Genomic DNA, 23,613 nt, shown 5'->3' on the forward strand with positions numbered 1-23,613 from the left:
TCCCTTGGACTCAAGAACGCCGGGACGACGGACCCGGCGTTCCTGTTTTCGGTTGCGGCCGCGCGGCCCGTCGTTGCGGCGCGGCTTGCCGGTCAGTCGTCGCGATGGACCTTTTCGCGACGCTCGTGACGCTCCTGCGCCTCAAGGCTCATCGTCGCGATGGGCCGGGCATCCAGGCGCTTGAGCGAGATCGGGTCGCCCGTCACCTCGCAGAAGCCGTACTCGCCTTCGTCGATGCGGCGCAGGGCGGCGTCGATCTTGGCGACCAGCTTGCGCTGGCGGTCGCGGGTGCGCAGTTCCAGCGCGCGGTCGGTTTCCTCGCTGGCGCGGTCGGCCACGTCGGGAATGTTGCGGGTGCCGTCCTGCAGCCCCTCGATCGTATCCCGGCTGCCGGCCAGCAACTCGTTCTTCCAGGTGATCAGCTTGCGCCGGAAATACTCCAACTGCCGATCGTTCATGAACGGTTCATCTTCCGCCGGGCGATAGTCCTCTGGCAGAAAAACTTCCTGTTTCATTTTCTTGGCTCCCTCGGAATGGCCAATCGTATCGGACATCTGTGATTCCCGGATCATATTGGCGCCCCCTCACTGCCGCAGCGTTTATCCGACGGATCCGGAATTGTCACTACACAAAGGGCCACGGCCGGCGGCATTTTCGACATCCTGTTGCAGATGAAGATCATATCTGCCAATTCCTTGTTTTTCTGTGAATTTTGTCACATTACGTAACAAATTCTGAACCGCCGGGCGAAGGTTTGGATGGACGGGCCCCGAGCCGCCCGGCCGCCCGGCACTGCCCCTGAGTCTCGCCCCGCCCCGGAGGCGGTCGCGGCTTGTCAAACCGCGCCCGCAGCGATACCTCCGTCGCGCGCAGACACAACCGGCACCGCAGGAAAGGACCCGCCCATGACCGCCCGCTTCCAAGGCACCGCCGAATACGTGGCCACCGACGATCTGACCATCGCGGTGAATGCCGCCGTGACCCTGGAACGGCCGCTGCTGGTCAAGGGAGAACCCGGAACCGGCAAGACCGAACTGGCCCGCCAGGTGGCCCAGGCGCTGGGGCTGCGGATGATCGAGTGGAACATCAAGTCCACCACCCGCGCGCAGCAGGGCCTCTATGAATACGACGCAGTCAGCCGCCTGCGCGACAGCCAGCTGGGCGAGGAGCGGGTGCATGACGTCGGCAACTACATCAAGCGCGGCAAGCTGTGGCAGGCCTTTGACGCTGACGAAAAGGTGGTTCTGCTGATCGACGAGGTGGACAAGGCCGATATCGAGTTTCCCAACGACCTGCTGCAGGAACTCGACCGCATGGAATTCCATGTCTACGAGACCGGCGAGACGATCCGCGCCCGCCACCGCCCCATCGTCATCATCACCTCGAACAACGAGAAGGAACTGCCCGACGCGTTCCTGCGGCGGTGCTTCTTCCACTACATCCGCTTTCCGGACGAGGCGACCATGCGCAAGATCGTCGAGGTGCATCATCCGGGGATCAAGAACGCGCTGCTGACCGCCGCGCTGACGCAGTTCTACGAGCTGCGCGAGACGCCGGGGCTGAAGAAGAAGCCGTCGACTTCCGAGGTGCTGGACTGGCTCAAGCTGCTGCTGGCCGAGGATCTGAGCGCCGAGGACCTCAAGCGCGACGGCGCCAACGCCCTGCCACGGCTGCATGGCGCATTGCTCAAGAACGAGCAGGATGTGCACCTGTTCGAACGGCTGGCCTTCATGGCGCGCGGGCAACGCTGAGCGGGCGCCGGGCGCCCACGCGCTTGCCTTGTGCGTGCCGGAATGTCACCATAAACTCCGACAAGAATGCAGGCAGCCGGCTCAACCGGTCCGAATTGATTACAGGATTTCGACGCGGTGACAGATTCCCTCAAGGTGCGCGCGCTTCAGCCCGGCGACCGACCGGAATGGGCGGAACTGTGGACAGACTACCTGACCTTCTATGAAACCTCTGCCGCACCAGATGTTTACGGCACCACCTTCACGCGACTTCTGAGCGACGATCCGCGCGATTTCTCGGCCCTTGTGGCGGAACAGGACGGCCGGCTTGTCGGGCTCACGCACTACCTCTTTCACCGCCACGCCTGGAAGATCGAGGAGGTCTGCTATCTGCAGGATCTCTATGCCCGGCCCGAGCGCCGCGGCACCGGCGTCGGCCGCGCCCTGATCGAGGCGGTCTATGCCAGGGCGGACGCGCATGGCGCGCCTTCGGTCTACTGGCTGACCCAGGATTTCAACGACACCGCGCGCAGGCTCTATGACCGGATCGGCACCTGCACGCCCTTCATCCAGTACAGCCGGTCATGAGGCGCGCGGCATCCCTGGCTCTGGCGCTGATCCTGGCGGGGTGTTCCGCGCAGCCCCTGCGCGACACGCCGACCCGTGCCAACATCGCCGACAGCACCCTGCCGCCGATGAAGACATTCGCCGCGCCGCGCCCCTCGGCGCCGGTCCGGTCGAACGGCAACATCGCCGCCGATTTCCTGTCCCTGCATTTCGAGCTTGAGAGCGGCCGGCAATTGCCCGTCTTCACCCGGTTCGAGACGCCGATCACCGTGCGCGTGACCGGACAGGCGCCGCCCAGCCTGGGTGCCGACCTGTCCCGGCTGCTGGGCCGGCTGCGCGGCGAGGCGGGGATCGACATCCGGCAGGTCTCGGGCGGCATGGCCAACATCACGATCGAGGCGGTCAGCCGCGACGACATCCGCCGCGCCTTGCCGCAGGCAGCCTGTTTCGTGGTGCCAAACGTCTCGAGCCTGGAAGAATTCCGCCGCGAGCGGCGCAGCCAGCGCACCAACTGGTCGCTGCTGCGCGACCGCAACCGGCTGGGCATCTTCGTGCCCGCCGATTCCAGCCCGCAGGAGGTGCGCGACTGCCTGCACGAGGAACTGGCCCAGGCCATCGGCCCGCTGAACGACCTTTACCGGCTGCCTGACTCGGTGTTCAACGACGACAACGTACACACGGTGCTCACCGGTTTTGACATGCTGATCCTGCGCGCCACCTATGCGCCGGAACTGCGCAGCGGCATGACCCGCGCCCAGGTCGCCGCGGCCCTGCCCGGTATCCTGGCCCGGCTGAACCCGGCAGGCGCGCAGGTCGCGCCGGAGCCGGCCAGCGCGACGCCGCGCAACTGGATCGACGCGGTCCAGACCGCGCTTGGCCCCGGCGCCTCGGCCTCGGAGCGGCGCGCCGCCGCCAACGAGGCGCTGATCACCGCGCGCCGCCAGGGCTGGACCGATCACCGCCGCGCCTTCAGCCACTATATCGCCGGGCGGATGCTGCAGATGACCGATCCCGAGGCGGCGCAGCAGGAATACGGCACCGCGCTGCACTTTCTGGCACAGACCCCCGGCACCGAGTTGCAGCGGGCCTATGTGATCACCCAGACCGCGGCCTATGCCATCGCCAGCGGCGACGGTGCCACCGCGCTGCGGCAGATCCGGCCGCAGCTTGCGGTGGCCGAACGCGCCGAGAACGCCGCACTCCTGTCGACGCTGATGCTGCTGCAAGCCGAAGCGCTGGACCTGACCGGCCGGCACGACCGCGCCCGGGCGGTCCGGCTGGACAGTCTGGGCTGGGCGCGATACGGGTTCGGCTCGGATTGGGCGGTTCGCTCGAAGATGCAGGAGGTTGCATCGCTGAACCCCCGCAAACGGCTGGGCGGATAGACGATGATTTACCTGTCGATGGGTCTCCTGGGCGCGATCCTGGGCGGCATGACCGCCAAACGCCGCAAGGGCAGCCGCGCGGACATCGCCCAATATGCAGCCGTCTACGGCATCGCCTTTGCCATGCTGGGTTTGATCGTTACGGTGCTGCTGGACCGCACACTGATCTGAGCCGACCGATGTTCCTGCCCTTCTTCGAAAACCTGCGCAAATCCGGTGTTCCGGTCTCGCTGCGCGAATACCTCACCTTCCTTGAGGGCATGAAGGCGGGGCTGGCCACCTATGACGTCGAGGCGTTCTACTACCTCGCCCGCGTGGCGATGGTGAAGGACGAGCGCAACATCGACAAGTTCGACCGCGCCTTCGCCGCCAGCTTCAGCGGGCTCGAAGAGATCACGCTGGACCAGGTTATGGAGGCGGTGGACATCCCCGGCGACTGGCTGGAGAAGATGGCCGAGAAGCACCTGAGCGAGGAGGAAAAGGCCGAGATCGAGGCGATGGGCGGCTTCGACAAGCTGATGGAGACCCTGCGCGAACGGCTGGCCGAACAGCAAAGCCGGCACCAGGGCGGCAGCAAGTGGATCGGCACCGCCGGCACCTCGCCCTTCGGCGCCTATGGCTACAACCCCGAGGGCGTGCGCATCGGCCAGAAGGAAAGCCGCCACCAGCGCGCGGTCAAGGTCTGGGACAAGCGCGAGTTCCGCAATCTCGACGACACGGTCGAACTGGGCACCCGCAACATCAAGGTGGCGCTGAAACGCCTGCGCCGCTGGGCGCGCGAGGGCGCGGCCGAGGAGCTGGACCTGGACGGTACAATCCGCGCAACCGCCGAGCACGGCTATCTGGACGTGAAGACCCGGCCCGAGCGGCACAATGCCGTGAAGGTTCTGTTGTTTCTCGATGTTGGCGGCTCTATGGACCCGCATATCAAGGTCGTCGAAGAGCTGTTCTCGGCCGCCCGCGCCGAGTTCAAGCACCTGGAATACTACTATTTCCACAATTGCCTCTATGAGGGCGTCTGGCGCGACAACCGCCGGCGCTGGAACGCCCAGACGCTCACGCAAGAAGTGCTGCGCACCTATGGGCCAGACTACAAGTGCATTTTCGTGGGCGATGCCTCGATGAGCCCCTACGAGATCGCCTATCCCGGCGGCGCCAACGAGCACTGGAACCAGGAAGCGGGCCAGGTCTGGCTCGACCGCGCCCGCTCGCAATGGCCGGACAACCTCTGGATCAACCCGGTGCCCGAGAAATACTGGGACTACACCCATTCGATCGGCATGATCCGCGAGATCTTTGCCGACCAGATGGTGCCGATGACGCTGGAAGGGCTGGAACGCGGGATGCGCATGCTCAGCCGCTAGGATCTTCGCCAGGTTCCCGCAGATGCGCCTGGATCATGGCCTCGAACCGCTGCTGCAGTTCCGTCTGGTCCGCGGCCCGGATCGTCGGGTCCAGCAGGATCGTGCCGAGGAACAGCGCATAGTCCATCCGGGCCAGGGCCGGCGCCTCCGTCCCGGCCAGCCCGAACCGCGCCGAGAAGAGCGCCGCCATCACATCCTGTCGGGCCGCATCCGTCTCGGCCAGGATCGCGGCGATCTCCGGCGCGCGCCGGGCCAGTTCCCGCATGCCGATCTCGAGCCGGAAGTCGATCCGGGCCACCGCATCCGACAGCGCTCTGAACGCCTCGGGACTCGGTGGGCCATCGTCCAGCACCGCGATCACCTCCTCCATCTGGCGCTGCCGCCATTCCTGCGTCAGCGCGGCCAGGAAACCGCCGTGATTGCTGAAATGATGGTAGAACGACCCTCGCGTCCGCCCTGAAGCGGTAGGCTTGCATGTCGGGTCTCACTTCCCGATTGCGTTGGGGCCAACCATACCAGTTTGTATGGTCGGCACACATTGACCGGCCGATCCGTCCCTGCCCACTTGCCCTGCCCGCCGCATCGTCCCATATCTTGCTAATGCTCAAGCTGACGCCGATCCTGCTGGCCATCGCCTATGCCGTCGTGATGTATCGCATCTCGGTCTGGCGCACCCATCGGGATCTCGATGCGCGCTCGACGGAACTCGCCGATCCCAGGCTCAAGCGGCTGACCGACCGGCTGGCGGCAGCGCTGAACATCGCGCGGGTGCCGGTCTATATCTACGAGATCGACCCGGTAAACGGGCTGGCCGCGCCGGATGGGCGGATCTTCATCACGCGGGGGTTCTACCGGAAATTCCAGAACGGCGAGGTCAGCGCCGAGGAAATGGCCAGCGTGATCGCGCATGAGCTGGGCCATGTCGCGCTGGGACATGCGCGGCGTCGGATGATCGACTTCTCGGGCCAGAACGCGCTGCGCACGGCGCTGATCCTGGTGCTGAACCGGTTCATCCCGCTGATCGGCGTGTGGATCGCCAACGGGCTCACAGCGCTCCTGGCCTCGCGCCTGTCGCGCGGCGACGAATACGAGGCGGACGAATATGCCGCCGCGCTGCTGACCAAGGCAGGGATCGGCATCGAGCCGCAGAAATCGCTGTTCCGCAAGCTGGAAACCCTGACCCAGGCCCGCGCGGGCGTCGTCCCGGCCTGGCTGATGAGCCACCCCAAGACCGATGAGCGCATCGCCGCGCTGGAACGGCTGGAGACGCGCTGGTCGGATGGCGGCTAGGGCCGCGCCGGCCGGAGCGAGGAACCAGCCCCGCCGAGACACTTCCGGCCCGACGAAGCGGGATCCCGCGTCAGCTGGCCAGGGCCTTGCCCAGCCGTGGCAGGCGGGCCTTGCGGAGCAGGTTGCGCAGCGTCCAGTCCTGACCGGAGAGGCGGTTGGCCTCGGCCAGGACCCGCGCGGCGACAGCCCCCACCCCCTCGGGATCGTCCAGCCAGATCCGGTGCAGCAGCGCGTCGGGGTCGATCCGCTCCAGCCCCTCCTCGGCCAGGATGTTGCGCGGGAAATCGCGGGCGTTGAGCGTGACGATCACATCCGCCGAACCGGCCACCGCCACCGCCAGGACATGCAGGTCGGCGGGATCCGGCAGCCACAGCCGCGCCTCGATCCCCGGCGCCGGCGGCAGTTCGGCCGCGGGCCAGGCGGCACGGGTCAGCGCGATCTCGGCGCGCGCCTGCGCCTCGCCCTGCGGGCCCAGCTTGCGCGCCGCGCGCGCCCATTCCTCGAGGATGCGGCCCGACCAGAGGGGCGCGAAATGGCCAAGCCCGGCGGCGCCCAGCAGCATCTCGCGCATCACCGTGGGATAGATCACGCAGGTGTCCAGAACCGCCCTCACAGCCGGAAGAACACGGCCTTGAGGTAGCCCGACTCGGCCAGCTGCGGCAGCTGCGGGTGGTCCGGCCCGGCAAAGCCGGTATGAATCAGCTGCGCCCGCCGCCCGGCACGGCCGATTCCGCGGGCCGAAGCGTCGCGGAACCGCGACAGGTCGGCGGCATGCGAACAGGAGCAGAGCCCGAGATACCCGTCCGGCGCCACCAGCGGCGCGGCCAGGCGCGCGATGCGCTCATAGGCGCGCAGCCCGGCCTCGAGCGCCTGGCGGTTGGGCGCAAAGGCGGGCGGATCGCAGATCACCACGTCGAATTGCTGCCCATCGGCGGCCAGCGCGGCCAGCGTCTCGAAGGCGTCGCCCTGCCGGGTCTCAAACCGGTCGGCATGGCCCGAGGCCTGCGCCCCCTGCGCCGCCAGGGCCAGCGCCGGGGCCGAGCCGTCGACGCCGAGCGCGTTGCCGGCGCCGGCGGTCAGCATCGCAAGGGCGAAGCCGCCGACATGGCAGAACACGTCCAGCACCCGCGCGCCGGGCCGGACAAGGCCGGCGGCAAAGGCATGATTGGCGCGCTGGTCGTAGAACAGGCCGGTCTTCTGTCCGCCCGTCAGGTCGGCCATGTAGACCGCCCCGTTCATGTGCACCTGTACCGGCCCGTCCGGCGCCTGCCCGCGCAGCACCGCGCCCCGGTCGTCCAGCCCCTCGGGCGCCCGCGCCCGGCCCGAGGCGTTCTTGAGCACCGTATCGATACCGGTGGCGTCGACCAGCGCCTCGGTCAGAGGCTCGAGGAGCCGCTCGGCCCAGGCGGCGTTGGGCTGGATCACGCAGGTATCGCCGAAGCGGTCGATCACAACGCCGGGCAGCCCGTCCGCCTCGGCGTGGACCAGCCGGTAGAACGGGGCGCCGAACACCTGCACACGCAGCGCCAGCGCCCGGTCCAGCCGCGCCGCGAACCAGTCGCGGTCGATCACCGCCCCGGGATCGGGATCCAGCATCCGGCACAGGATCCGCGAGCCGGGATTGACCGCGACCAGCCCAAGCGGATTGCGCTTGTCATCCTCAAGCACGGCCAGGCTGCCGGGTGCGATCCGGCGGGTGCGGCGGTCGGTCACGACCTCGTTGTCATAGGCCCAGGGAAAGCCGTGGCGCAGGGCACGCGCATTGGCCTTTGGCTTGAGGCGCACGGTCGGTCGGGTCGCGGGATCGGGGGATGTCATCTGGGCCTGCCGTCGTGTGGGATCTGAGGGCTGCTTACCGCATGGCTCGGCAAGGATACAGAGCCGGTGTGCACCGCTCAGCCCCGCGGCCGCGACCGCCAGCCGCCCCGCCGGCGCGGCGCATCCGTCCGGCCCAACCCTTGCCTCAGAACCTCGGTCATCGGATGATCGGGGTGGTCGGCAGCAAAGCGCATGTGCAGCGCGCGCAACGCCTGTGCCTGGTCCAGGCCCTCGGGCAGGCTCAAGGCCCAGTCCAGAAAGATGCTCCGGCATTCGGCCGCGCCGATACCCTCGATGCGATAGGCCTCGCGGATCAGCCCCTTGGGATCCGAAGTGTCCTCAGTCCTGGTCATCCTGCCCCCTTCCGACCGCCGCGTCGATCGCCGCCGCCGCCTGTTCATAGCTGTCCTCCAGCGCGGCCTGCAGTGCCGCGATATCGTCATACCCTGCCGCCCGGCACAGGAAAGCCGCGCCGCCCTCGCCCAGATCCTCGGCCTTGAGCAGCTCGGGCGAGAGCAGCCGGGCGGCGCTTTGCACCGACCAGTAGAGCGCGTGGGCCTCGCGCAGAAGATCGGCGACGTCCGGGGTCAGCCAGCCTGTGTCGACCCCGGCCAACAGGCCAGCCCCCACCCCGCGCGCCGGGCTGCCGGCCAGCAGGGCACCGGCCTGGGCCACCAGCTCGACATCCATCATCCGCCCGGCCCCGGTCTTGGCGTCCCAGACACCGGCGGGCGACTTGGCGGCGGCCAGGCGGCCGCGCATCCGGGCGACCTCGTGCAGCACCTTCGCTCGGTCGCGTGGACGCGCCAGCAATTCCGCCCGGAACCCCTCGATATCCTCGGCCAGACCCGCATCACCGGCCAGCACCCGCGCGCGGGTCAGGGCCAGGTGTTCCCAGACCCAGGCCTCGTTTTGCTGGTAATGGGTGAAGCTGGCCCAGCTGGTCGCAACCGGACCCTGGTTGCCCGACGGGCGCAGCCGCATGTCGACCTCGTAGAGCCGCCCCTGCGACATCCGCGCGGTCAGCGCGGTGATCAGCGCCTGGGTCAGCCGGGCATAATACGGCCGCGGCGTGAGCGGGCGCTTGCCCTCCGACCCTTCCGAGCCCTGCGGATCGTAGATCAGGATCAGGTCCAGGTCCGATCCCGCGTGGATCCGCCCCGCGCCCAGCGATCCCATGCCCAGCACCGCGGCCCCGCGCCCGGGCGGCGGGCCGTGCTTGGCGGCGAATTGCGCCACGACCACGGGCAGGATGGCGGTGATCACGGCGCCGGCCAGTTCGGCGTACTGCGCCCCGGCCTGCGCCCCGTCGATGAGCCCGCGCAGGTGATGCACACCGATGCGGAATTTCCATTCCTTCGACCAGCGTCGGGCCATGTCGAGCCGGGTCTCATAGTCGGTCTCGTCCGCCAGGCGTTCGGTCAGGTCCGCCTCGAGCGCCGCCTGCCCCGGCCAATCGGCGAAGAAATCGCCGCCGATCACCGCGTCGAACACCGCCGAGTTGCGCGACAGGTATCCCGCCAGCGCGTTCGACGTGCCGACGATGTCCACCAGCAGATCGACCAGCTGCGAATTGGCCTCGAAGAGCGAGAAGAGCTGCACGCCGGCGGGCAGCCCGGCCAGGAACCCGTCCAGCGCCAGAAGCGCCTCCTCGGGCTTCGCGCAGCGCGCGAGCCGCGACAGCAGTTCGGGCTTGAGCCGCTCGAAGATCTGCCGGCCGCGCGTCGAGCGCAATGCCGGATAGCTGGGCCAGCGCGCCAGGACCGAGGCGTCGAATTCCACCTCGGCCGGCTCGGGCGCGGGCGGCGGCGCGGCATCGGGGGCAAAAAACCCCTCGGTCAGCTCGTGAACCTCGGTCAGACGGCGGGTCAGCGTTTCCTCCAGCGCCGCCCGGTCCATGTCCATCAGGCAGGCTATACGTTCGATCCCGTCGGCGCTGGTCGGCATCGTGTGGCTCTGCGCGTCATGCACCATCTGGATGCGGTGCTCGACCTCGCGATGGGCGCGGTAGTGCGCGCTCAGCTTGTCGGTGACATCCTCGGGCACCCACCCCTTTTCGGCCAGCGCCGCCAGCCCGTCGACAGTCCCGCGCACGCGCAGATCGGGATCTCGGCCGCCGGCGATCAGTTGCCGGGTCTGAGTGAAGAACTCGATCTCGCGAATGCCGCCCCGGCCCAGCTTCATGTCATGACCCGGAACCTTCAGCGCGCCGCCGGTGCCCTTGTTCTCGCGGATGCGCAGGCGCATGTCATGGGCGTCCTGGATCGCGGCGAAATCCAGATGCCGCCGCCAGACGAACGGGCGCAGTTCGGCCAGGAACCGCTCGCCCGCGCCGATATCGCCGGCGCAGGGCCGCGCCTTGATATAGGCCGCGCGCTCCCATGTCCGGCCCAGGCTTTCGTAGTAGCGCTCGGCCGCCTCCATCGACAGGCAGACCGGCGTGACCGCCGGGTCGGGCCGCAGCCGCAGATCGGTGCGGAACACGTAGCCATCCGCGGTCTTGTCCGACAACGTGGCGCAGAGGTTGCGGGTCGCGCGGACCATCATCTGCCGCGCCTCGTGGAAATCGTCGGGCGCATAGCGTGTCTCGTCGAAAAGCGCGATCAGGTCGATATCCGAGCTGTAGTTCAGCTCATGCGCGCCCATCTTGCCCATCGCCATCAGCACCAGGCCGGCGGCGCCCTCCAGATCGTCCCCGCCCTGCCCCGGCAGCTTGTTGCGGCGGAGCAGCGTGGCAATCTCGGCCCGCGCGGCCAGATCGACCGCCAGCCCGGCAAAATCGGTCAGCAGGCCGGTCACGCGCTCCAGCGGCCAGGCGCCGGACAGGTCCGCCAGCGCGGTCAGCAGCGCCAGGCGCCGCTTGGCCCGGCGCAGCCCCGGGCGCAGCTGGTCAGGCTCCAGCGCGCGGCAGTCGTCCATGATCGCACTCGCCGCGGCATCGGGATCCGACAGCGCCTCGGGCAGCCAGCCTGCCTCGCGTGCGACAAGACTGCCCAGATAGGGGCTGGATCCGGCCGCCCCCTCGACGAGCGCGGCCAGATCGCCGGTCAGCTCGGGCACTTTCTCGCGTGCCTCCTGCCCCAGCGCGGGGTCGTAGGGGCGCGGAAGGCGGGTGATCTTCAACGTCTCGGACATAGGCGCAAATAGCGCAGCAGTGTTGCGTTTCGTCAATGCGTCGGATCGGCTTTCGGCCTTGTGCGAGGCCCGGCCGGTCAGAGCAGGCTGGCGCCCAGTCCGATCAAAAGCGCCCAGATCGCGATGCCGAAAACCAGCGCGGCCAGGATCCACCAGCCGGCCCGCAGCCGCCACGGGCCGCGGGTCGTCCGGTTGTCATTGCGGTCGCCTGGGTCCAAGATCGTCCACCTGTGCCGGCTCAGCTGCGATGATCCACGCATCATACCGGCCGTCTCTATCTGAGTCTGGTTAATTCCCGCCTTCGAAACAAGCCGGTCACTCGCATTCAATGGAACGCCGGGCCGGCTGAAAAAATGTAAATCTTTTTTACATCGTCCCCTTGAACCTCGTCCCTGCCTTCCCCAGATTGTGTCATGTGAAGACCATTTACATTTACCCGATCTGGAGAGAGCGCAATGACCACACTGACCGAAACCGCATCAGCCCCGTCGCATCCGGGTTGGCTGCACCGCACCGAATCCTGGCTCGACAGCAAGGGGAAAGGCGCCTGGATCGCCGCGATGGTCCTGGGTTTCGTCTTCTTCTGGCCGATCGGCCTCGCCCTTCTGTGCTACATGATCTGGAGCAAACGCATGTTTGGAAAGTCCTGCCGCAACCGCAAGAGCTGGTCCCAGGGGATCAACGCGATGAAACCGTCGGGCAACTCGGCCTTCGACGCCTACAAGGCGGACACGCTGGCCCGGTTGGAACGTGAACAGCACGATTTCGAGTCCTTCCTCGAGCGGCTTCGCGAGGCCAAGGACAAGGCCGAGTTCGACCAGTTCATGAACGAACGCGCCAAGGCCAACCGCGACGGCGAGCCCGAGGAGGACGCCTCCTGAGCCGGCACGCAACCCTTCCGGACCCCCGCGCGGGGTCCGGCCCAGTCACCGAGCATGTCACGGAGCATGACGAGATGAGTTTCCTTCCCGACCCCGACCGCCAGCCGGATTTCTACCGGTCCGTCACCGCCAAGCGGTTCTTCGCATGGGTGTTCGACACCGTGGTCATCATCCTGCTGAGCCTGATCGCTGTGGTGTTCACCGCCTTCATCGGGGCCTTCTTCTTCGCCGCGCTCTACCTGCTGGTCGGCTTCGTCTATCGCACCGTGACGATCGCGTCCGGCTCCGGCACCTGGGGAATGCGCTTTGTCGGCATCGAACTGCGCGACGCCCGCGGCGCGCGGCTGGACGGCTCCCTGGCGCTGGCCCACACGCTGGGTTACACCGTGTCGATGGCCATCCCGGTGCTGCAGGTGATTTCGGTCCTGATGATGGTGCTGGGTTCGCGCGGACAGGGGCTCACCGACGCAGTCCTGGGCACCGTCGCGCTCAACCGGCGCGTGCTGGCCTGACCTTCCGGCCCCTCGCTGGGGCCGGGATTCCCGTCTTGGCGGGGTCTGAATCGGTTGTTATCATCCGGCCAGACAACGATCCGGAACCCTCATGCGCCACACCCTGCCCATCGCGCCCCAATTCTATGTGACGGCACCGCAGCCCTGCCCCTATCTTGAGGGCAGGATGGAGCGCAAGCTGTTCACCGCCCTGCAGGGCGACGGCGCGGACCAGTTGAACAACTCGCTGTCGCAACAGGGTTTCCGACGTTCGCAGAACGTGCTCTATCGCCCCTCCTGCGCCGATTGCGCGGCCTGCCTGTCGGCCCGGATCGAGGTGGCCGCCTTCGAGCCGAAGAAGAACCAGAAGCGCACGCGCCGGCGCAACCGGCACCTGCAGCGCCGGGCCACGTCACCCTGGGCCACGGACGAGCAATACGACCTGTTCCGCACCTATCTCGACGCGCGCCACGCCGATGGCGGCATGGCCGACATGGACGTGTTCGAATTCGCCGCGATGATCGAGGAAACCCCGATCCGCAGCCGCGTGGTCGAATACACCGACACCGAGACCGGGGCGCTGACCGCGGTCAGCCTGACCGATGTGCTCGATGACGGGCTCAGCATGGTCTATTCCTTCTACGATCCCGACCAGCCGCAGAATTCGCTGGGCACCTACATGATCCTCGACCATATCGAGATCGCGCGCGAGGCCGGGCTGCCTTATGTCTATCTCGGCTACTGGGTACCGGGCAGCCCCAAGATGGGCTACAAGGCCAAGTTCTCCGGGCTCGAGGTCTATCTGCGCGGGACTTGGCACAAGGTGGCGGATCCTTCCACCTTCCGGGCCGAGACGCATCCGCTCTCGACCGAACCCATTGCCGAGCAGGTCGCCAATATCCACCTGCCCGACCGCCGCGCCAGCCGCGGCTGACCGCGCCTGTGTCCCAGGGCCTTTTCGCGGTTGCGCTGGTCGTACCGGACTACGATACCGCCATCGCCTTCTATGTCGGGACATTGGGCTTCACCCTCGACCAGGACGAGGATCTCGGTTCGGGCAAGCGCTGGGTCCGCGTCACCCCGCCCGGTGCGGCCTCGGGCTCGCTGATCCTGGCCCGCGCCAGCAGCCCCGAACAGAGCGCCGCCATCGGGCGGCAGGCCGGCGGGCGCGTGGGATTCTTCCTGTCCACCGACGATTTCGACCGCGACCACGCCCGGATGCTGTCCCGCGGCGTCACCTTCGAGGAGGCGCCGCGCCGCGAGGCCTATGGCACGGTGGCGGTCTGGCGCGATCCGTTCGGCAATCGCTGGGATCTCGTGCAGTTCACCTGACCCGCATTTTTCTCTCGCCCGAAATACCTCGGGGATGAATTGGCGCGCCGCGCCAAGAAGGGGCAGCGCCCCTTCCCTGCCGCCGGGCCACGCCAGACCCGGCTGCCCCGGTCACAGATCCCGCCAGCGCGGCAACCCCATCTGCATCGCCTTGAACTTGTGGATGGCGGCAAACCCCAGCGCCAGCACGGTGTTGACCACCAGAAGGACATCCGGCCCGGCCTCGATCATGACCTGCACCGGCCGCGCCACATGGCCGAACTGCACCGAGAGATAGATGACCCCTCCGAAGATCCCGGTGAACAGGGCGAAGCCGAAGATCACCAGCCCGATCCACGACCAGTAGAACAGTGGTCGCGGTCCCAGGCCGATCGCGGCCAGCATCCGAAAGACCGGAGCGTAGGCGAAAGCGCCGGTCACGCCCCCGCGTTCGAGATGCGCCAGAGCCAGCGTCAGTCGCTCGCGCCGGGTGGTCGCCTTGCGGTGGGCGGGCTTCTCGCTGGCGGCCCTGAAGGATTGTTCCTGCCGCTCTTGCAGGCGGCTCAGGCGGTCTTCGAAGGATGTGTTCGGCATTCCGGTCTCGTGCGGCAAGTATTCCGGCCCAGAATTTGCAACCGAGCTTGGCAAGATCATGGCACCGCATCGAAAATCCCGTGACGCGACCACGAATCCAGGCCGGGACCGGCACGCGTCTTCAGTTCGGGATCAGGTCGGGCACGATCGTCACGATCGCCGGGAACCACCACAGGATCGCCAGCCCGGCCACCTGGATCAGCACGAAAGGCAGCACCCCGCGATAGATATGCGCGGTTGTGACCTCCTTAGGCGCGACGCCCCGCAAGTAGAACAGCGCAAAGCCGAAGGGCGGCGTCAGGAACGAGGTCTGCAGGTTCACCGCCACCATGATCGTCACCCATTTCGGATCGAAGGATCCGCCATAGATCACCGGCCCGACGATCGGGATCACAATGTAGATGATCTCGAGGAAGTCCAGCACGAAGCCCAGCACGAACAATACCAGCATCACGATCAGGAAGACCTTGTATTCGTTGTCGAAGCTCTTGAGGAATTGCTGGATGTAATGCTCGCCCCCGAAGGAGATCACCACCAGGTTCAGAAGCTGCGACCCGATCAGGATGGTAAACACCATCGACGTGACCTTGGCGGTCTCGCGCACCACCGGCGTCAGCACTCCGCCCGCGAACAGCACCCAGCAGGCGAAGAGCAGGCCGAACAGCGCGAACAGATAGGTGCCATAGGCGACGATGAACGCGATCCAGCTTTCCAGCGGGACATCGCCCTGGTTGACCCGCAGGTCGAAATTCACCCCGATCAGAAGGCAGATGATGATCGCGAAAGTGGCCCAGATAATCACCGCGCCGGATCGGCCATGTTCCTGCAGCTTGCGATAGGCCGCCAGCATGATCGCCCCGCCGGCGCCCAGGGCCGCGGCCGGGGTCGGGTTGGTCACGCCGCCCAGGATCGAGCCCAGCACCGCGACGATCAGGACCAGTGGCGGGAACACCACCCGGATCAGGTCGTTGGAGGCGCAGCGCTTCGCCGCCTCGCGACAGCCCCAGATCGCCAGCAGGAACGGCACCAGAAGGATCAGCACCGTTGCCCCCGACGAGGTGTTGGCGGCAATGAAGAGCACATCCGCCAGCGCCGCCAGGATCAGCCCGATACCGCCCAGGATCAGCGGCTTGGGATCGGCTGACGGCATGATGCCGCGCGCCAGGATAAGGGTCAGACCCATTAGAATGATCAGAACGCTGACGCCGGTGCCGATCGGCGCCGCCGAGGCGATCTTGGCGGCCTGCGCGGCGGCAAGGTCTTCCTCGCTCATGCGCTGGGCCTGCACTGCGCCGCCGTCCTCGTCGATGGCCTCCTGCTCGGCCACAGCCTGGTCCCAGGCCGCCTGCCCGTGCAGTTCGATCATCGAGGCCTTGCAGCCTTCGGACACGTTGGTGCGCAGGCTGGCGCTTTCCGATGCGTCGGAAAAGCTTGACACGGTGACGTTCTGGCTGCCGATCAGCCCGACGCTGCCCAGCAGCAGCGCGCCGCCGATCAGGCCGATCGGGGCGGCAACGAACCAGGTCAGCGTCTCGCCGCGGGTCCGCGCCTCTCCGCCGCCGCCCTCAAGCGCGACCGCGGGCGCCTTGCTGGGGTTGAGCAGCGCGAAACCGAAGGCGTAGAGCGCATAGAGCAGCGCCAGCATGATCCCCGGCAGCAGCGCCGCCTGGAACAGCGTGCCCACCGAGACCACCGCCGGCTCGCCCAGATAGGTCAGCGCATCGGTACAGCCCGCCGACACCGCCCGCGCCTCCTGCGCGGTGGAATAGAGATCGCCCGCCAGCGTGCCCAGAAGAACGATCACGATGGAGGGCGGGATGATCTGGCCCAGGGTGCCGCTGGCCGCGATCACGCCGGTCGCCAGTTCCGGCGAGTAGTTGTTGCGCAGCATGGTGGGCAGTGCCAGCAGGCCCATCGTGACCACTGTGGCCCCAACGATCCCGGTCGAGGCGGCGAGGAACGCGCCCACAACCACGATCGACACCGCCAGGCCGCCAGGCAGCGGCCCGAACACGCGCGCCATCGTGGTCAGCAGATCATTCGCGATCTTGGAGCGTTCCAGGGTGATGCCCATCATGACGAACATCAGAACAGCCAGCAGCGTCTCGATGGACTGGCCGGCCAGGACCCGCTCGTTCATCCGGTTGACGATGAACGACACGTTGCGGTCCAGCGCAACTTCCCAGCCGTTGACAAAGACCGGCTCGGCGATCCGGGGCAGTTCGGGATATCGGAAGACCGAGATCAGGTCGGTCTTGACCCCGGTGGCCACCAGGTCGCGATAGGCCTGGCTGCCGGTGTCGATCGCCTGGTGGATCAGCAGGCCGGCGCTGTCCAGCGCGGCGATGATCCCGAAGGAGATTACCCCGGCCCCACCGATGGCGAAGGCCACCGGAAAGCCCGAGAGGATGCCTCCGAAGAGGCAGAAAAAGACGATGATCAGGCCGATCTCGACGCCATCAAGTCCGAAAAGCATGATCTGGCCCCTTAGTGATGTTCTTCGATCGCATGGACAAGCTCGGCGTCGTCATCGCCCAGGTTGTCCCTGTCGAGATACTTGTTTTCGCTTTCCTCACCCTCGATGTATTCCAGGAATGAGCGGTAGAAGAATGCGATGGCGTGCAGGAACACCATTCCGGCAAAGGCCACCAGCAGGATCTTGAACAGGAAATAGGCGTTGAACCCGTTCGGGCTGAAGCCGATGGTCTCGACATTCCAGCGCAGGGCGCGGGACTTCATCAACAGCCGCTCCAGAGTGTCGCTGGCCGACGGGTTCGGCACGATCAGGTGCCGCCACAGGAAGAACCAGCCGTAGAGCCAGGTCAGCACCGCCGCCGGCATCATGAAAAACAGCGAGCCGAACATGTCGATGACGCGCTTGCCGCGATGGCTGAGTCCGGAATAGATCAGGTCGACCCGCACATGCCCGCCCTGCACGAAGGTGTAAGTGGCACAGAGGCAGACCACCAGGGCGTTGTAGAGCTTGAGTTCCTCGGCGAACCAGCTGATATCCATCGTGAAGGGAATGCCGAAACCGAACGACATGTCCGGCCGTGCAAAGACCCGCTGGATGACGACGATGACGATTTGCTGGATCACCATCAGCAGCCCGGCCCAGGCAAAGAACCGGCCGACCGTGTTGGCGAAACCTTCGAGCCCGCGCACCACGCCCCAGAGGATATTGTGCCGGAACAGGCCGATGGCCGTGATCAGCAGGAAGGCCGTGAAAACCACGAAGAAGAACTCGACCGAGCCGCCATAATAGACGAAGCGCATGATCGCTTCCTTGTCGGACCAGTCCAGCCAGAGCTGGGGATTGGCCACGGCGTAGCCGAAATTGATGAAGGACTCGGCGATGTTCTGTATCAGCCAGACCAGGCCGTTCCAGATCGTGCCGAACACCGAGGCGCCGTTCTCGTCCTGCATTCTGCCCCCTTGGTTTCATCCCTTGCCGATGTCCCCAAGCGTTACACGACACGGGGCCGGCATGAAACACGTAGGATCCCCCGCGCGGTGCGGGGGATCCGTTTTCTCACCGGTCAGGTTCAGCCAAGAACGCGGTCGCGCTGCGCGGTGTAGGCGCCGGACGACATGTTGATCCAGGCCGAGGACGATTTCATGGATTCCATCGCGCTGTCGTAGATCTTCTTGTACAGTTCGTCGCCCATGTTCTCGTCATGCACTTCCTGGCTGGCCTTGCCGAAGGCGTCCCAGACGCTGTCGGGGAATTCCAGGACCTTCACGCCGGACGATTGCAGGCGCTGCAGCGCCGCGCCGTTGTTGGCCAGGAACTGCGCCAGGTTCCACTGGTGGCACTCGCCCGATGCGATCTCGATGATCTTCTGCTGGGCGGGGGTCAGGCTTTCGAACACCTCGCGGTTGGTGGCCAGCGACAGGCCCGCACCGGGCTCGTGGAAGCCGGCGGTGTAGTAGGTCTTGGTGATCTCCTGGAAGCCGGCCTTCTCGTCGGCCCAGGGGCCGATCCACTCGGTCCCGTCGATCGCGCCCGAGCTGAGCGCCTGGTAGACTTCCGAGCCGGGGATGTTCTGAACGCTTGCGCCAAGCTTGCCCAGGGCCTTGCCGCCCAGGCCCGGCATCCGGAACTTGAGGCCGTTGAAATCCTCGGGGCCGTTGATTTCCTTGCTGAACCAGCCACCCGCCTGTGCGCCGGTATTGCCCGCCAGGAACGACTTGAGGCCAAAGATCTGGCCCAGCTCGTCATGCAACTCGTGGCCGCCCATGTGGTAGTACCAGTTCACCAGCTCCTGCGCGGTCATGCCGAACGGCACGGCGGTGAAGAAGGCATAGCCGGGATGCTGGCCGACGAAATAGTAGTCGGCGCCGTGATACATGTCGGCCTGGCCCGAGGTGACCGCGTCGAACACCTCGAACGCGCCCACAAGCTCGCCCGCGGCCTTCAGGTCCACGGTCAGCGCGCCATCGGACATGGCGGTAATGGTGTCGGCCACGCGCTGTGCCGAATCGTGCACACCGGCCAGGCCACGACCCCAGGTGGTCACCAGCGTCAGCGTGCGGTTGCCCTGTGCATAGGCCGGTGCGGCCAGTGCGGTTGCCGCGGCGGCCGAGCCGCCCAGTGCGGATTTCTTGAGAAATGAACGACGATCCATTTGAGTTAGGTCCTCCCCTTGCGAGACGTGCCCGACGCGATGCGCCGGGCGGATCGTTTGCAGTGGCGACACGTTAACGGCGACACCGGGTATGTGAATACCTAGTACTGCGTAGAAACCCCGGGAATTTGCGCCGGCCCCGCCGATCCACCACAAATCGCGTAGGTCCCGACGCCGCCGACCTGCGGTGTCGCCTGCTCCACAGGCATTTGCTTTGATTTTCCGACTCGCTTTGCGTAACGATTCGCCAATGTCGCGGCTGCGGTCCCTGATCCATCTTACCTATGCGCAGAAACTCTCGCTGATTGCCGCGATTCCGCTCGTGGTGGCGGTGGCCGCGATTGCCGCCGTCGTCGCCTACGAGGCGCGCGCCACCGCCGAGCGCGAGATCCGCGCGCTGCAGGACCGGATGCTCGAGGCCAAGAAGGCCGAACTGCGCAACTATGTCACCCAGGCGCGCAATGGCTTCTACTTCGTCTACGGCCCCGCCGCCCCCGACGACCAGCAGGCCAAGGACCGCGTGACCCAGATCCTGGCCGCGATGATCTATGGCAAGGAGGGCTCGTTCTTCGTCTACGACTATGACGGCACGAACCTGGTCAATCCCCGGCGGACCGAGTTCATCAACCGCGACATGACCGGCCTGACCGACAGCGAGGGCACGCCGATCGTGGACGAGCTGATCGAACTGGCGCGGCAGGGCTCGGGCTATCACACCTTTCTGTGGCCCAAGCCATCGACCGGCCGCGAGGAACGCATGATCGCCTATGTTCTGGGCCTGCAGGACTGGCAATGGGCGGTGGGCACCGGAGTCTTCATCGACGATGTGCTGGCCACCGTCGCCACCGAGCGCGCCGAGGTCGAGGCCCGCACGCGGCGCACCTTTCTCTATATCGGCGGCATCGTCCTGGCCGCCCTGCTGATCGTGTTCGCCTCGGGCATGCTGCTCAACACGCGCGAGCGGCGGCTGGCCGATGCCAAGCTCAAGCGGCTGACCCAGCGGGTGTTCGACGCCCAGGAGGAAGAGCGCGGGCGCGTGGCGCGCGAGCTGCATGACGGCATCAGCCAGATCCTCGTCGGCGTGCGCTATGCGCTGGACAACGCCCGCCGGCGGCTGGACCGGGGCGACCGGGACGCCGCGCGGGAGCCGCTGAACACGGGCATCGACAACCTGGGCAGCGCCATCAGCGAGGTTCGCCGGATCAGCCGCGACCTGCGGCCCCGCGTGCTGGACGATCTGGGCCTGGGGCCGGCGCTGCGCGCGCTGACCGAGGATTTCGCCGAGCGCACCGGGATCGAGACCGAGTTCTCGACCGTGGTGTTCCGCAACCGGCTGGACCAGGACAGCAAGATCGCGCTCTACCGGATCGCGCAGGAGGCGCTGACCAATATCGAGCGGCACTCGGGCGCCAGCCATGTCAGCATCGACCTGCGCGGCCACAAGAGCGGCGCGACGATGCGGATCACCGACAACGGTCGGGGCCTGCCGCCGGGCAACGAACGCGGTACCGGGCTGGGCCTGCGCAACATGCAGGAGCGGATCGAACAGCTTGACGGCACCTTGCGGATCCTGTCCACCAAGGGCAAACCCGGCGGCACCGTGATCGAGGCCAGCCTGCCGTTGAGCCACCTGCTGCCGCCCGAGGAGGAGGCGCCGAACATGAAAGAGGCCAGCAGATGAGCCAGACCCCGACCCGCGTCCTGATCGTCGACGACCACCCGATGGTGGCCGAGGGCATCCAGTCGATCCTGGAAAGCTATGACGACATCGAGGTCGTGGGCACCCTGACCACCGGCGAAGAGGCGGTGGAGCGCACACCGCACCTGCGGCCGGATGTCGTGCTGATGGATCTCAACATGCCCGGCTTGGGCGGGCTGACCGCCACCGAAATGCTGCTGGAACAGGCGCCCGAGACCTGCATCCTGATCCTGTCGATGCATGACAGCCCGCAATACATCTCGACCGCGCTCAGCCACGGCGCGCGGGGCTACGTGCTCAAGGACGTGCCCACCGACGAGATCAAGCAGGCCATCGACACTGTGCTGCGCGGCGAGCGGTATCTGTGCACCGGTGCGCGGGTGTCGCTGGAGCCACGGGACGACGACCAGCCGCAGGCGCTGACGGGGCGCGAGCAGACGATCCTGCTGCAGCTGGCCAAGGGCCGGTCCAACAAGGAAGTGGCCATCGCGCTGGATATTTCCGTACGCACGGTGGAAACGCACCGCAAGAACATCAAGCGCAAGCTCGGCATTTCCTCGACCGCGGGCCTGACCCGCTATGCGCTGGAACACGGCGTTCTGCAGGGCACAGGCGGCCGGCTCTGACCCGTTCGCCGACTCGCGCGCACGGCGAGAAATGCCGCCCTGCAGCGCGGCGCCGGATTGGCGGAAATGTCGCCTGCCCCGCGCGCCGCGTAAGAAAATGTCGGATTATTGCGTCGTGCAGCACGAAATTCACCCTTTTGCCGGTTGACGCCCCCTGCCCCCGACCATAATCTGCGCCGCAGCATCGAAGGAGCCGGGGACAGTGAACGCACTAGTCGTAATCGTGGGACCAACGCGCATGGGCCGGTAACGGTTGACCATAACCCTACCCATGCGCCTCCGAACCCTCGGGGGCTTTTTTTATGCGGAACAGACGGATGTCGCTTATGGAGCAAGGCACATGACACGTGAGATGACCGGCGCAAAGATGGTGGTCCAGGCCCTCAAGGATCAGGGCGTGGACACGGTATTCGGCTATCCCGGCGGCGCCGTGCTGCCGATCTATGACGAGGTCTTTCTGCAGAACGACATCCGCCACATTCTTGTGCGGCACGAACAGGGCGCGGTGCATGCCGCCGAGGGCTATGCCCGGTCCACCGGCAAGCCCGGCGTGGTCCTGGTCACCTCCGGCCCCGGCGCGACCAATGCCGTCACCGGTCTGACCGACGCGCTGATGGATTCGATCCCCATCGTCGTTCTGACCGGTCAGGTGCCGACCTTCATGATCGGCTCGGACGCCTTCCAGGAGGCCGACACGGTGGGCATCACCCGGCCCTGCACCAAGCACAACTGGCTGGTCAAGGACACCGACCGCCTGTCGGCCACCATCCACGAGGCGTTCCACGTCGCCACCGCCGGCCGCCCCGGCCCGGTTCTGGTGGACATCCCCAAAGACGTGCAGTTCGCCACCGGCAGCTATGCCGGGCCCAAGCCGACCGCCTCGCATTACCAGCCGCCGGTCAAGGGCGACATGGAGGAGATCACCGAGTTGGTCGCGGCCATCGAAAAGGCCAAGCGCCCGGTCTTCTATACCGGCGGCGGCGTGATCAATTCCGGCAAGGCCGCCAGCCAGCTTCTGCGTGAGCTGGTGGAGGCCACGGGCATTCCCATCACCTCGACCCTGATGGGTCTGGGCGCCTACCCCGCCTCGGGCCAGCACTGGCTGGGGATGCTGGGGATGCACGGGCTCTACGAGGCCAACATGGCGATGCATGACTGCGACCTGCTGATCAATATCGGTGCGCGGTTCGACGACCGCATCACCGGGCGCATCGACGCCTTCAGCCCCAAGTCCAAGAAGGCGCATATCGACATCGACCCCAGCTCGATCAACAAGGTCATCAAGACCGACATCCCGATCGTCGGCGACGTGGCGCATGTGCTCGAGGACATCCTCAAGGTCTGGAAGGCGCGCGGGCGCAAGACCGACGCCGAGGCCATCCGGAAATGGCAGATGCAGGTGGCCGAGTGGCGCAAGATCAACTGCCTGGCCTTCACCAACAGCGAGAAGTCGATCAAGCCGCAATACGCGCTGCAACGGCTCGAGGCGCTGACCAAGGACCATGACCGCTACATCACCACCGAGGTCGGCCAGCACCAGATGTGGGCGGCGCAGTTCCTGGGCTTCGAGGATCCCAACCGCTGGATGACCTCCGGCGGGCTGGGCACGATGGGCTATGGCTTCCCCGCCTCTATCGGCGTGCAGATGGCGCATCCCGAGGCGCTGGTCATCAATGTCGCGGGCGAGGCCAGCTGGCTGATGAACATGCAGGAGATGGGCACGGCGGTGCAGTATCGCCTGCCGGTCAAGCAGTTCATCCTCAACAACGAACGCCTCGGCATGGTGCGCCAGTGGCAGGAGCTGCTGCATGGCGAGCGGTATTCGCATTCCTGGTCCGAGGCGCTGCCCGATTTCGTGAAACTGGCCGAAGCCTTCGGCGCCAAGGGCATCCTTTGCAAGGATCCCGCCGACCTGGACGATGCGATCATGGAGATGCTGAACTATGACGGGCCGGTGATCTTCGACTGCCTGGTGGAGAAACACGAGAACTGCTTCCCGATGATCCCCAGCGGCAAGGCGCACAACGAGATGCTGCTGGGCGAGGCCGAGACGCAGGGCGTGATCGACACCAAAGGCTCGGTGCTGGTCTGAGA

The 23,613-nt window shown here is 66.5% G+C and carries 24 protein-coding genes; 13 read left to right on the plus strand and 11 right to left on the minus strand.

Annotation, left to right across the window (positions count from 1 at the left end; translation table 11 throughout):
* Nucleotides 1-92 precede the first annotated feature (92 nt).
* Entirely contained in the window at nt 93-515 is a 423-nt protein-coding gene (dksA, locus tag BMX57_RS01445) for an RNA polymerase-binding protein DksA (RefSeq protein ID WP_373283067.1), read from the minus strand.
* A 390-nt stretch (nt 516-905) separates the two neighbouring features.
* Between dksA and BMX57_RS01450 the strand changes: the two genes are divergently transcribed.
* The 5 genes from BMX57_RS01450 to BMX57_RS01470 all read left to right on the plus strand — a co-directional run bounded on the left by BMX57_RS01450 (nt 906) and on the right by BMX57_RS01470 (nt 5,046).
* Nucleotides 906-1,751 (plus strand): AAA family ATPase, encoded by an 846-nt coding sequence (locus BMX57_RS01450; protein ID WP_092361803.1) that lies wholly within the window; start codon nt 906-908, stop codon nt 1,749-1,751.
* Nucleotides 1,752-1,868: 117 nt separating this feature from the next.
* The gene (locus BMX57_RS01455) at nt 1,869-2,318 is read left to right on the plus strand and encodes a GNAT family N-acetyltransferase (protein ID WP_092361805.1); all 450 of its coding nucleotides are present in this window, start codon (nt 1,869-1,871) and stop codon (nt 2,316-2,318) included.
* Complete coding sequence (locus BMX57_RS01460; RefSeq protein WP_092361807.1) at nt 2,315-3,682, plus strand: DUF2927 domain-containing protein; 1,368 nt, start codon at nt 2,315-2,317, stop codon at nt 3,680-3,682. Before BMX57_RS01455 ends, BMX57_RS01460 begins: the two co-directional genes overlap by 4 nt.
* Before the next feature lie 3 nt (nt 3,683-3,685).
* Entirely contained in the window at nt 3,686-3,853 is a 168-nt protein-coding gene (locus BMX57_RS01465) for an apolipoprotein acyltransferase (RefSeq protein ID WP_092361809.1), read from the plus strand.
* Nucleotides 3,854-3,861: 8 nt separating this feature from the next.
* Nucleotides 3,862-5,046: a vWA domain-containing protein gene (locus BMX57_RS01470; protein WP_092361811.1), complete on the plus strand. Its 1,185-nt coding sequence runs from the start codon at nt 3,862-3,864 to the stop codon at nt 5,044-5,046.
* Here BMX57_RS01470 and BMX57_RS01475 read toward each other — a convergent pair.
* Nucleotides 5,036-5,416 carry a hypothetical protein gene (locus BMX57_RS01475; protein ID WP_092361813.1) on the minus strand — a complete coding sequence of 127 codons (381 nt, stop codon included), beginning with the start codon at nt 5,414-5,416 and terminating at the stop codon, nt 5,036-5,038. The two genes, BMX57_RS01470 and BMX57_RS01475, sit on opposite strands and share 11 nt — an antisense overlap.
* 230 nt (nt 5,417-5,646) lie before the next feature.
* On the opposite strand from BMX57_RS01475, the gene BMX57_RS01480 reads away from it, so the two are divergent.
* Nucleotides 5,647-6,336, plus strand: coding sequence for a M48 family metallopeptidase (locus tag BMX57_RS01480; RefSeq protein WP_092361816.1), 690 nt, complete (start codon nt 5,647-5,649; stop codon nt 6,334-6,336).
* 70 nt (nt 6,337-6,406) lie between these two features.
* On the opposite strand, the gene BMX57_RS01485 is transcribed toward BMX57_RS01480, so the two are convergent.
* The 5 genes from BMX57_RS01485 to BMX57_RS20555 all read right to left on the minus strand — a co-directional run bounded on the left by BMX57_RS01485 (nt 6,407) and on the right by BMX57_RS20555 (nt 11,507).
* Nucleotides 6,407-6,949, minus strand: a complete 543-nt coding sequence (locus BMX57_RS01485) for an RSP_2648 family PIN domain-containing protein (protein WP_092361818.1) — start codon at nt 6,947-6,949, stop codon at nt 6,407-6,409.
* Nucleotides 6,946-8,154, minus strand: coding sequence for an RSP_2647 family RNA methyltransferase (locus BMX57_RS01490; RefSeq protein ID WP_092361820.1), 1,209 nt, complete (start codon nt 8,152-8,154; stop codon nt 6,946-6,948). Before BMX57_RS01490 ends, BMX57_RS01485 begins: the two co-directional genes overlap by 4 nt.
* 77 nt (nt 8,155-8,231) lie before the next feature.
* Nucleotides 8,232-8,507, minus strand: coding sequence for a hypothetical protein (locus BMX57_RS01495; RefSeq protein WP_092361822.1), 276 nt, complete (start codon nt 8,505-8,507; stop codon nt 8,232-8,234).
* Complete coding sequence (locus BMX57_RS01500) at nt 8,494-11,289, minus strand: [protein-PII] uridylyltransferase family protein (RefSeq protein WP_092361824.1); 2,796 nt, start codon at nt 11,287-11,289, stop codon at nt 8,494-8,496. The genes BMX57_RS01495 and BMX57_RS01500 overlap by 14 nt, the downstream gene beginning before the upstream one ends.
* A gap of 77 nt (nt 11,290-11,366) precedes the next feature.
* Nucleotides 11,367-11,507 (minus strand): hypothetical protein, encoded by a 141-nt coding sequence (locus tag BMX57_RS20555; protein ID WP_177175358.1) that lies wholly within the window; start codon nt 11,505-11,507, stop codon nt 11,367-11,369.
* A gap of 237 nt (nt 11,508-11,744) precedes the next feature.
* On the opposite strand from BMX57_RS20555, the gene BMX57_RS01510 reads away from it, so the two are divergent.
* The 4 genes from BMX57_RS01510 (at nt 11,745) to BMX57_RS01525 (ending at nt 13,993) form a co-directional block, all read left to right on the plus strand.
* Nucleotides 11,745-12,170, plus strand: coding sequence for a DUF2852 domain-containing protein (locus BMX57_RS01510; RefSeq protein WP_092361828.1), 426 nt, complete (start codon nt 11,745-11,747; stop codon nt 12,168-12,170).
* A gap of 74 nt (nt 12,171-12,244) precedes the next feature.
* Nucleotides 12,245-12,682 carry an RDD family protein gene (locus BMX57_RS01515; RefSeq protein ID WP_092361829.1) on the plus strand — a complete coding sequence of 146 codons (438 nt, stop codon included), beginning with the start codon at nt 12,245-12,247 and terminating at the stop codon, nt 12,680-12,682.
* A gap of 91 nt (nt 12,683-12,773) precedes the next feature.
* Complete coding sequence (locus BMX57_RS01520; RefSeq protein WP_092361831.1) at nt 12,774-13,595, plus strand: arginyltransferase; 822 nt, start codon at nt 12,774-12,776, stop codon at nt 13,593-13,595.
* Between the two features lie 8 nt (nt 13,596-13,603).
* Entirely contained in the window at nt 13,604-13,993 is a 390-nt protein-coding gene (locus tag BMX57_RS01525; RefSeq protein ID WP_092361833.1) for a VOC family protein, read from the plus strand.
* 111 nt (nt 13,994-14,104) lie between these two features.
* Here the strand turns inward: BMX57_RS01525 and BMX57_RS01530 are convergent, their stop codons facing one another.
* The 4 genes from BMX57_RS01530 to BMX57_RS01545 form a co-directional block, all read right to left on the minus strand.
* Nucleotides 14,105-14,566 carry a DUF6404 family protein gene (locus BMX57_RS01530; protein ID WP_092361835.1) on the minus strand — a complete coding sequence of 154 codons (462 nt, stop codon included), beginning with the start codon at nt 14,564-14,566 and terminating at the stop codon, nt 14,105-14,107.
* 121 nt (nt 14,567-14,687) lie between these two features.
* On the minus strand, nt 14,688-17,042 hold the full coding sequence (locus BMX57_RS01535; RefSeq protein ID WP_092361837.1) for a TRAP transporter large permease: 2,355 nt from the start codon (nt 17,040-17,042) through the stop codon (nt 14,688-14,690).
* 11 nt (nt 17,043-17,053) lie between these two features.
* On the minus strand, nt 17,054-17,992 hold the full coding sequence (locus BMX57_RS01540) for a TRAP transporter small permease subunit (RefSeq protein ID WP_092361839.1): 939 nt from the start codon (nt 17,990-17,992) through the stop codon (nt 17,054-17,056).
* Nucleotides 17,993-18,111: 119 nt separating this feature from the next.
* Nucleotides 18,112-19,194, minus strand: a complete 1,083-nt coding sequence (locus BMX57_RS01545; RefSeq protein ID WP_092361841.1) for a TRAP transporter substrate-binding protein — start codon at nt 19,192-19,194, stop codon at nt 18,112-18,114.
* A 250-nt stretch (nt 19,195-19,444) separates the two neighbouring features.
* Between BMX57_RS01545 and BMX57_RS01550 the strand changes: the two genes are divergently transcribed.
* The 3 genes from BMX57_RS01550 to BMX57_RS01560 all read left to right on the plus strand — a co-directional run bounded on the left by BMX57_RS01550 (nt 19,445) and on the right by BMX57_RS01560 (nt 23,611).
* Nucleotides 19,445-20,875 (plus strand): cache domain-containing protein, encoded by a 1,431-nt coding sequence (locus tag BMX57_RS01550; RefSeq protein ID WP_092361843.1) that lies wholly within the window; start codon nt 19,445-19,447, stop codon nt 20,873-20,875.
* The gene (locus BMX57_RS01555; protein WP_092361845.1) at nt 20,872-21,519 is read left to right on the plus strand and encodes a response regulator transcription factor; all 648 of its coding nucleotides are present in this window, start codon (nt 20,872-20,874) and stop codon (nt 21,517-21,519) included. The genes BMX57_RS01550 and BMX57_RS01555 overlap by 4 nt, the downstream gene beginning before the upstream one ends.
* A 340-nt stretch (nt 21,520-21,859) precedes the next feature.
* On the plus strand, nt 21,860-23,611 hold the full coding sequence (locus BMX57_RS01560; protein ID WP_092361847.1) for an acetolactate synthase 3 large subunit: 1,752 nt from the start codon (nt 21,860-21,862) through the stop codon (nt 23,609-23,611).
* The last annotated feature ends 2 nt before the right edge of the window (nt 23,612-23,613 follow it).

The organism is Cribrihabitans marinus, from assembly GCF_900109035.1.
Classification (GTDB): domain Bacteria; phylum Pseudomonadota; class Alphaproteobacteria; order Rhodobacterales; family Rhodobacteraceae; genus Cribrihabitans; species Cribrihabitans marinus.

Bases quoted from the DNA above. Each gene is read 5' to 3' on its own strand.
- BMX57_RS01520 (WP_092361831.1), top strand. From the start codon at position 12,774: ATGCGCCACACCCTGCCCATCGCGCCCCAATTCTATGTGACGGCACCG.
- BMX57_RS01545 (WP_092361841.1), bottom strand. From the start codon at position 19,194: ATGGATCGTCGTTCATTTCTCAAGAAATCCGCACTGGGCGGCTCGGCC.
- BMX57_RS01490 (WP_092361820.1), bottom strand. From the start codon at position 8,154: ATGACATCCCCCGATCCCGCGACCCGACCGACCGTGCGCCTCAAGCCA.
- BMX57_RS01460 (WP_092361807.1), top strand. From the start codon at position 2,315: ATGAGGCGCGCGGCATCCCTGGCTCTGGCGCTGATCCTGGCGGGGTGT.
- dksA (WP_373283067.1), bottom strand. From the start codon at position 515: ATGAAACAGGAAGTTTTTCTGCCAGAGGACTATCGCCCGGCGGAAGAT.
- BMX57_RS01510 (WP_092361828.1), top strand. From the start codon at position 11,745: ATGACCACACTGACCGAAACCGCATCAGCCCCGTCGCATCCGGGTTGG.
- BMX57_RS01465 (WP_092361809.1), top strand. From the start codon at position 3,686: ATGATTTACCTGTCGATGGGTCTCCTGGGCGCGATCCTGGGCGGCATG.
- BMX57_RS01555 (WP_092361845.1), top strand. From the start codon at position 20,872: ATGAGCCAGACCCCGACCCGCGTCCTGATCGTCGACGACCACCCGATG.
- BMX57_RS01550 (WP_092361843.1), top strand. From the start codon at position 19,445: ATGTCGCGGCTGCGGTCCCTGATCCATCTTACCTATGCGCAGAAACTC.
- BMX57_RS01475 (WP_092361813.1), bottom strand. From the start codon at position 5,416: ATGGAGGAGGTGATCGCGGTGCTGGACGATGGCCCACCGAGTCCCGAG.
- BMX57_RS01480 (WP_092361816.1), top strand. From the start codon at position 5,647: ATGCTCAAGCTGACGCCGATCCTGCTGGCCATCGCCTATGCCGTCGTG.
- BMX57_RS01540 (WP_092361839.1), bottom strand. From the start codon at position 17,992: ATGCAGGACGAGAACGGCGCCTCGGTGTTCGGCACGATCTGGAACGGC.
- BMX57_RS01495 (WP_092361822.1), bottom strand. From the start codon at position 8,507: ATGACCAGGACTGAGGACACTTCGGATCCCAAGGGGCTGATCCGCGAG.
- BMX57_RS01470 (WP_092361811.1), top strand. From the start codon at position 3,862: ATGTTCCTGCCCTTCTTCGAAAACCTGCGCAAATCCGGTGTTCCGGTC.
- BMX57_RS01530 (WP_092361835.1), bottom strand. From the start codon at position 14,566: ATGCCGAACACATCCTTCGAAGACCGCCTGAGCCGCCTGCAAGAGCGG.
- BMX57_RS01450 (WP_092361803.1), top strand. From the start codon at position 906: ATGACCGCCCGCTTCCAAGGCACCGCCGAATACGTGGCCACCGACGAT.
- BMX57_RS01535 (WP_092361837.1), bottom strand. From the start codon at position 17,042: ATGCTTTTCGGACTTGATGGCGTCGAGATCGGCCTGATCATCGTCTTT.
- BMX57_RS01560 (WP_092361847.1), top strand. From the start codon at position 21,860: ATGACACGTGAGATGACCGGCGCAAAGATGGTGGTCCAGGCCCTCAAG.
- BMX57_RS01500 (WP_092361824.1), bottom strand. From the start codon at position 11,289: ATGTCCGAGACGTTGAAGATCACCCGCCTTCCGCGCCCCTACGACCCC.
- BMX57_RS01515 (WP_092361829.1), top strand. From the start codon at position 12,245: ATGAGTTTCCTTCCCGACCCCGACCGCCAGCCGGATTTCTACCGGTCC.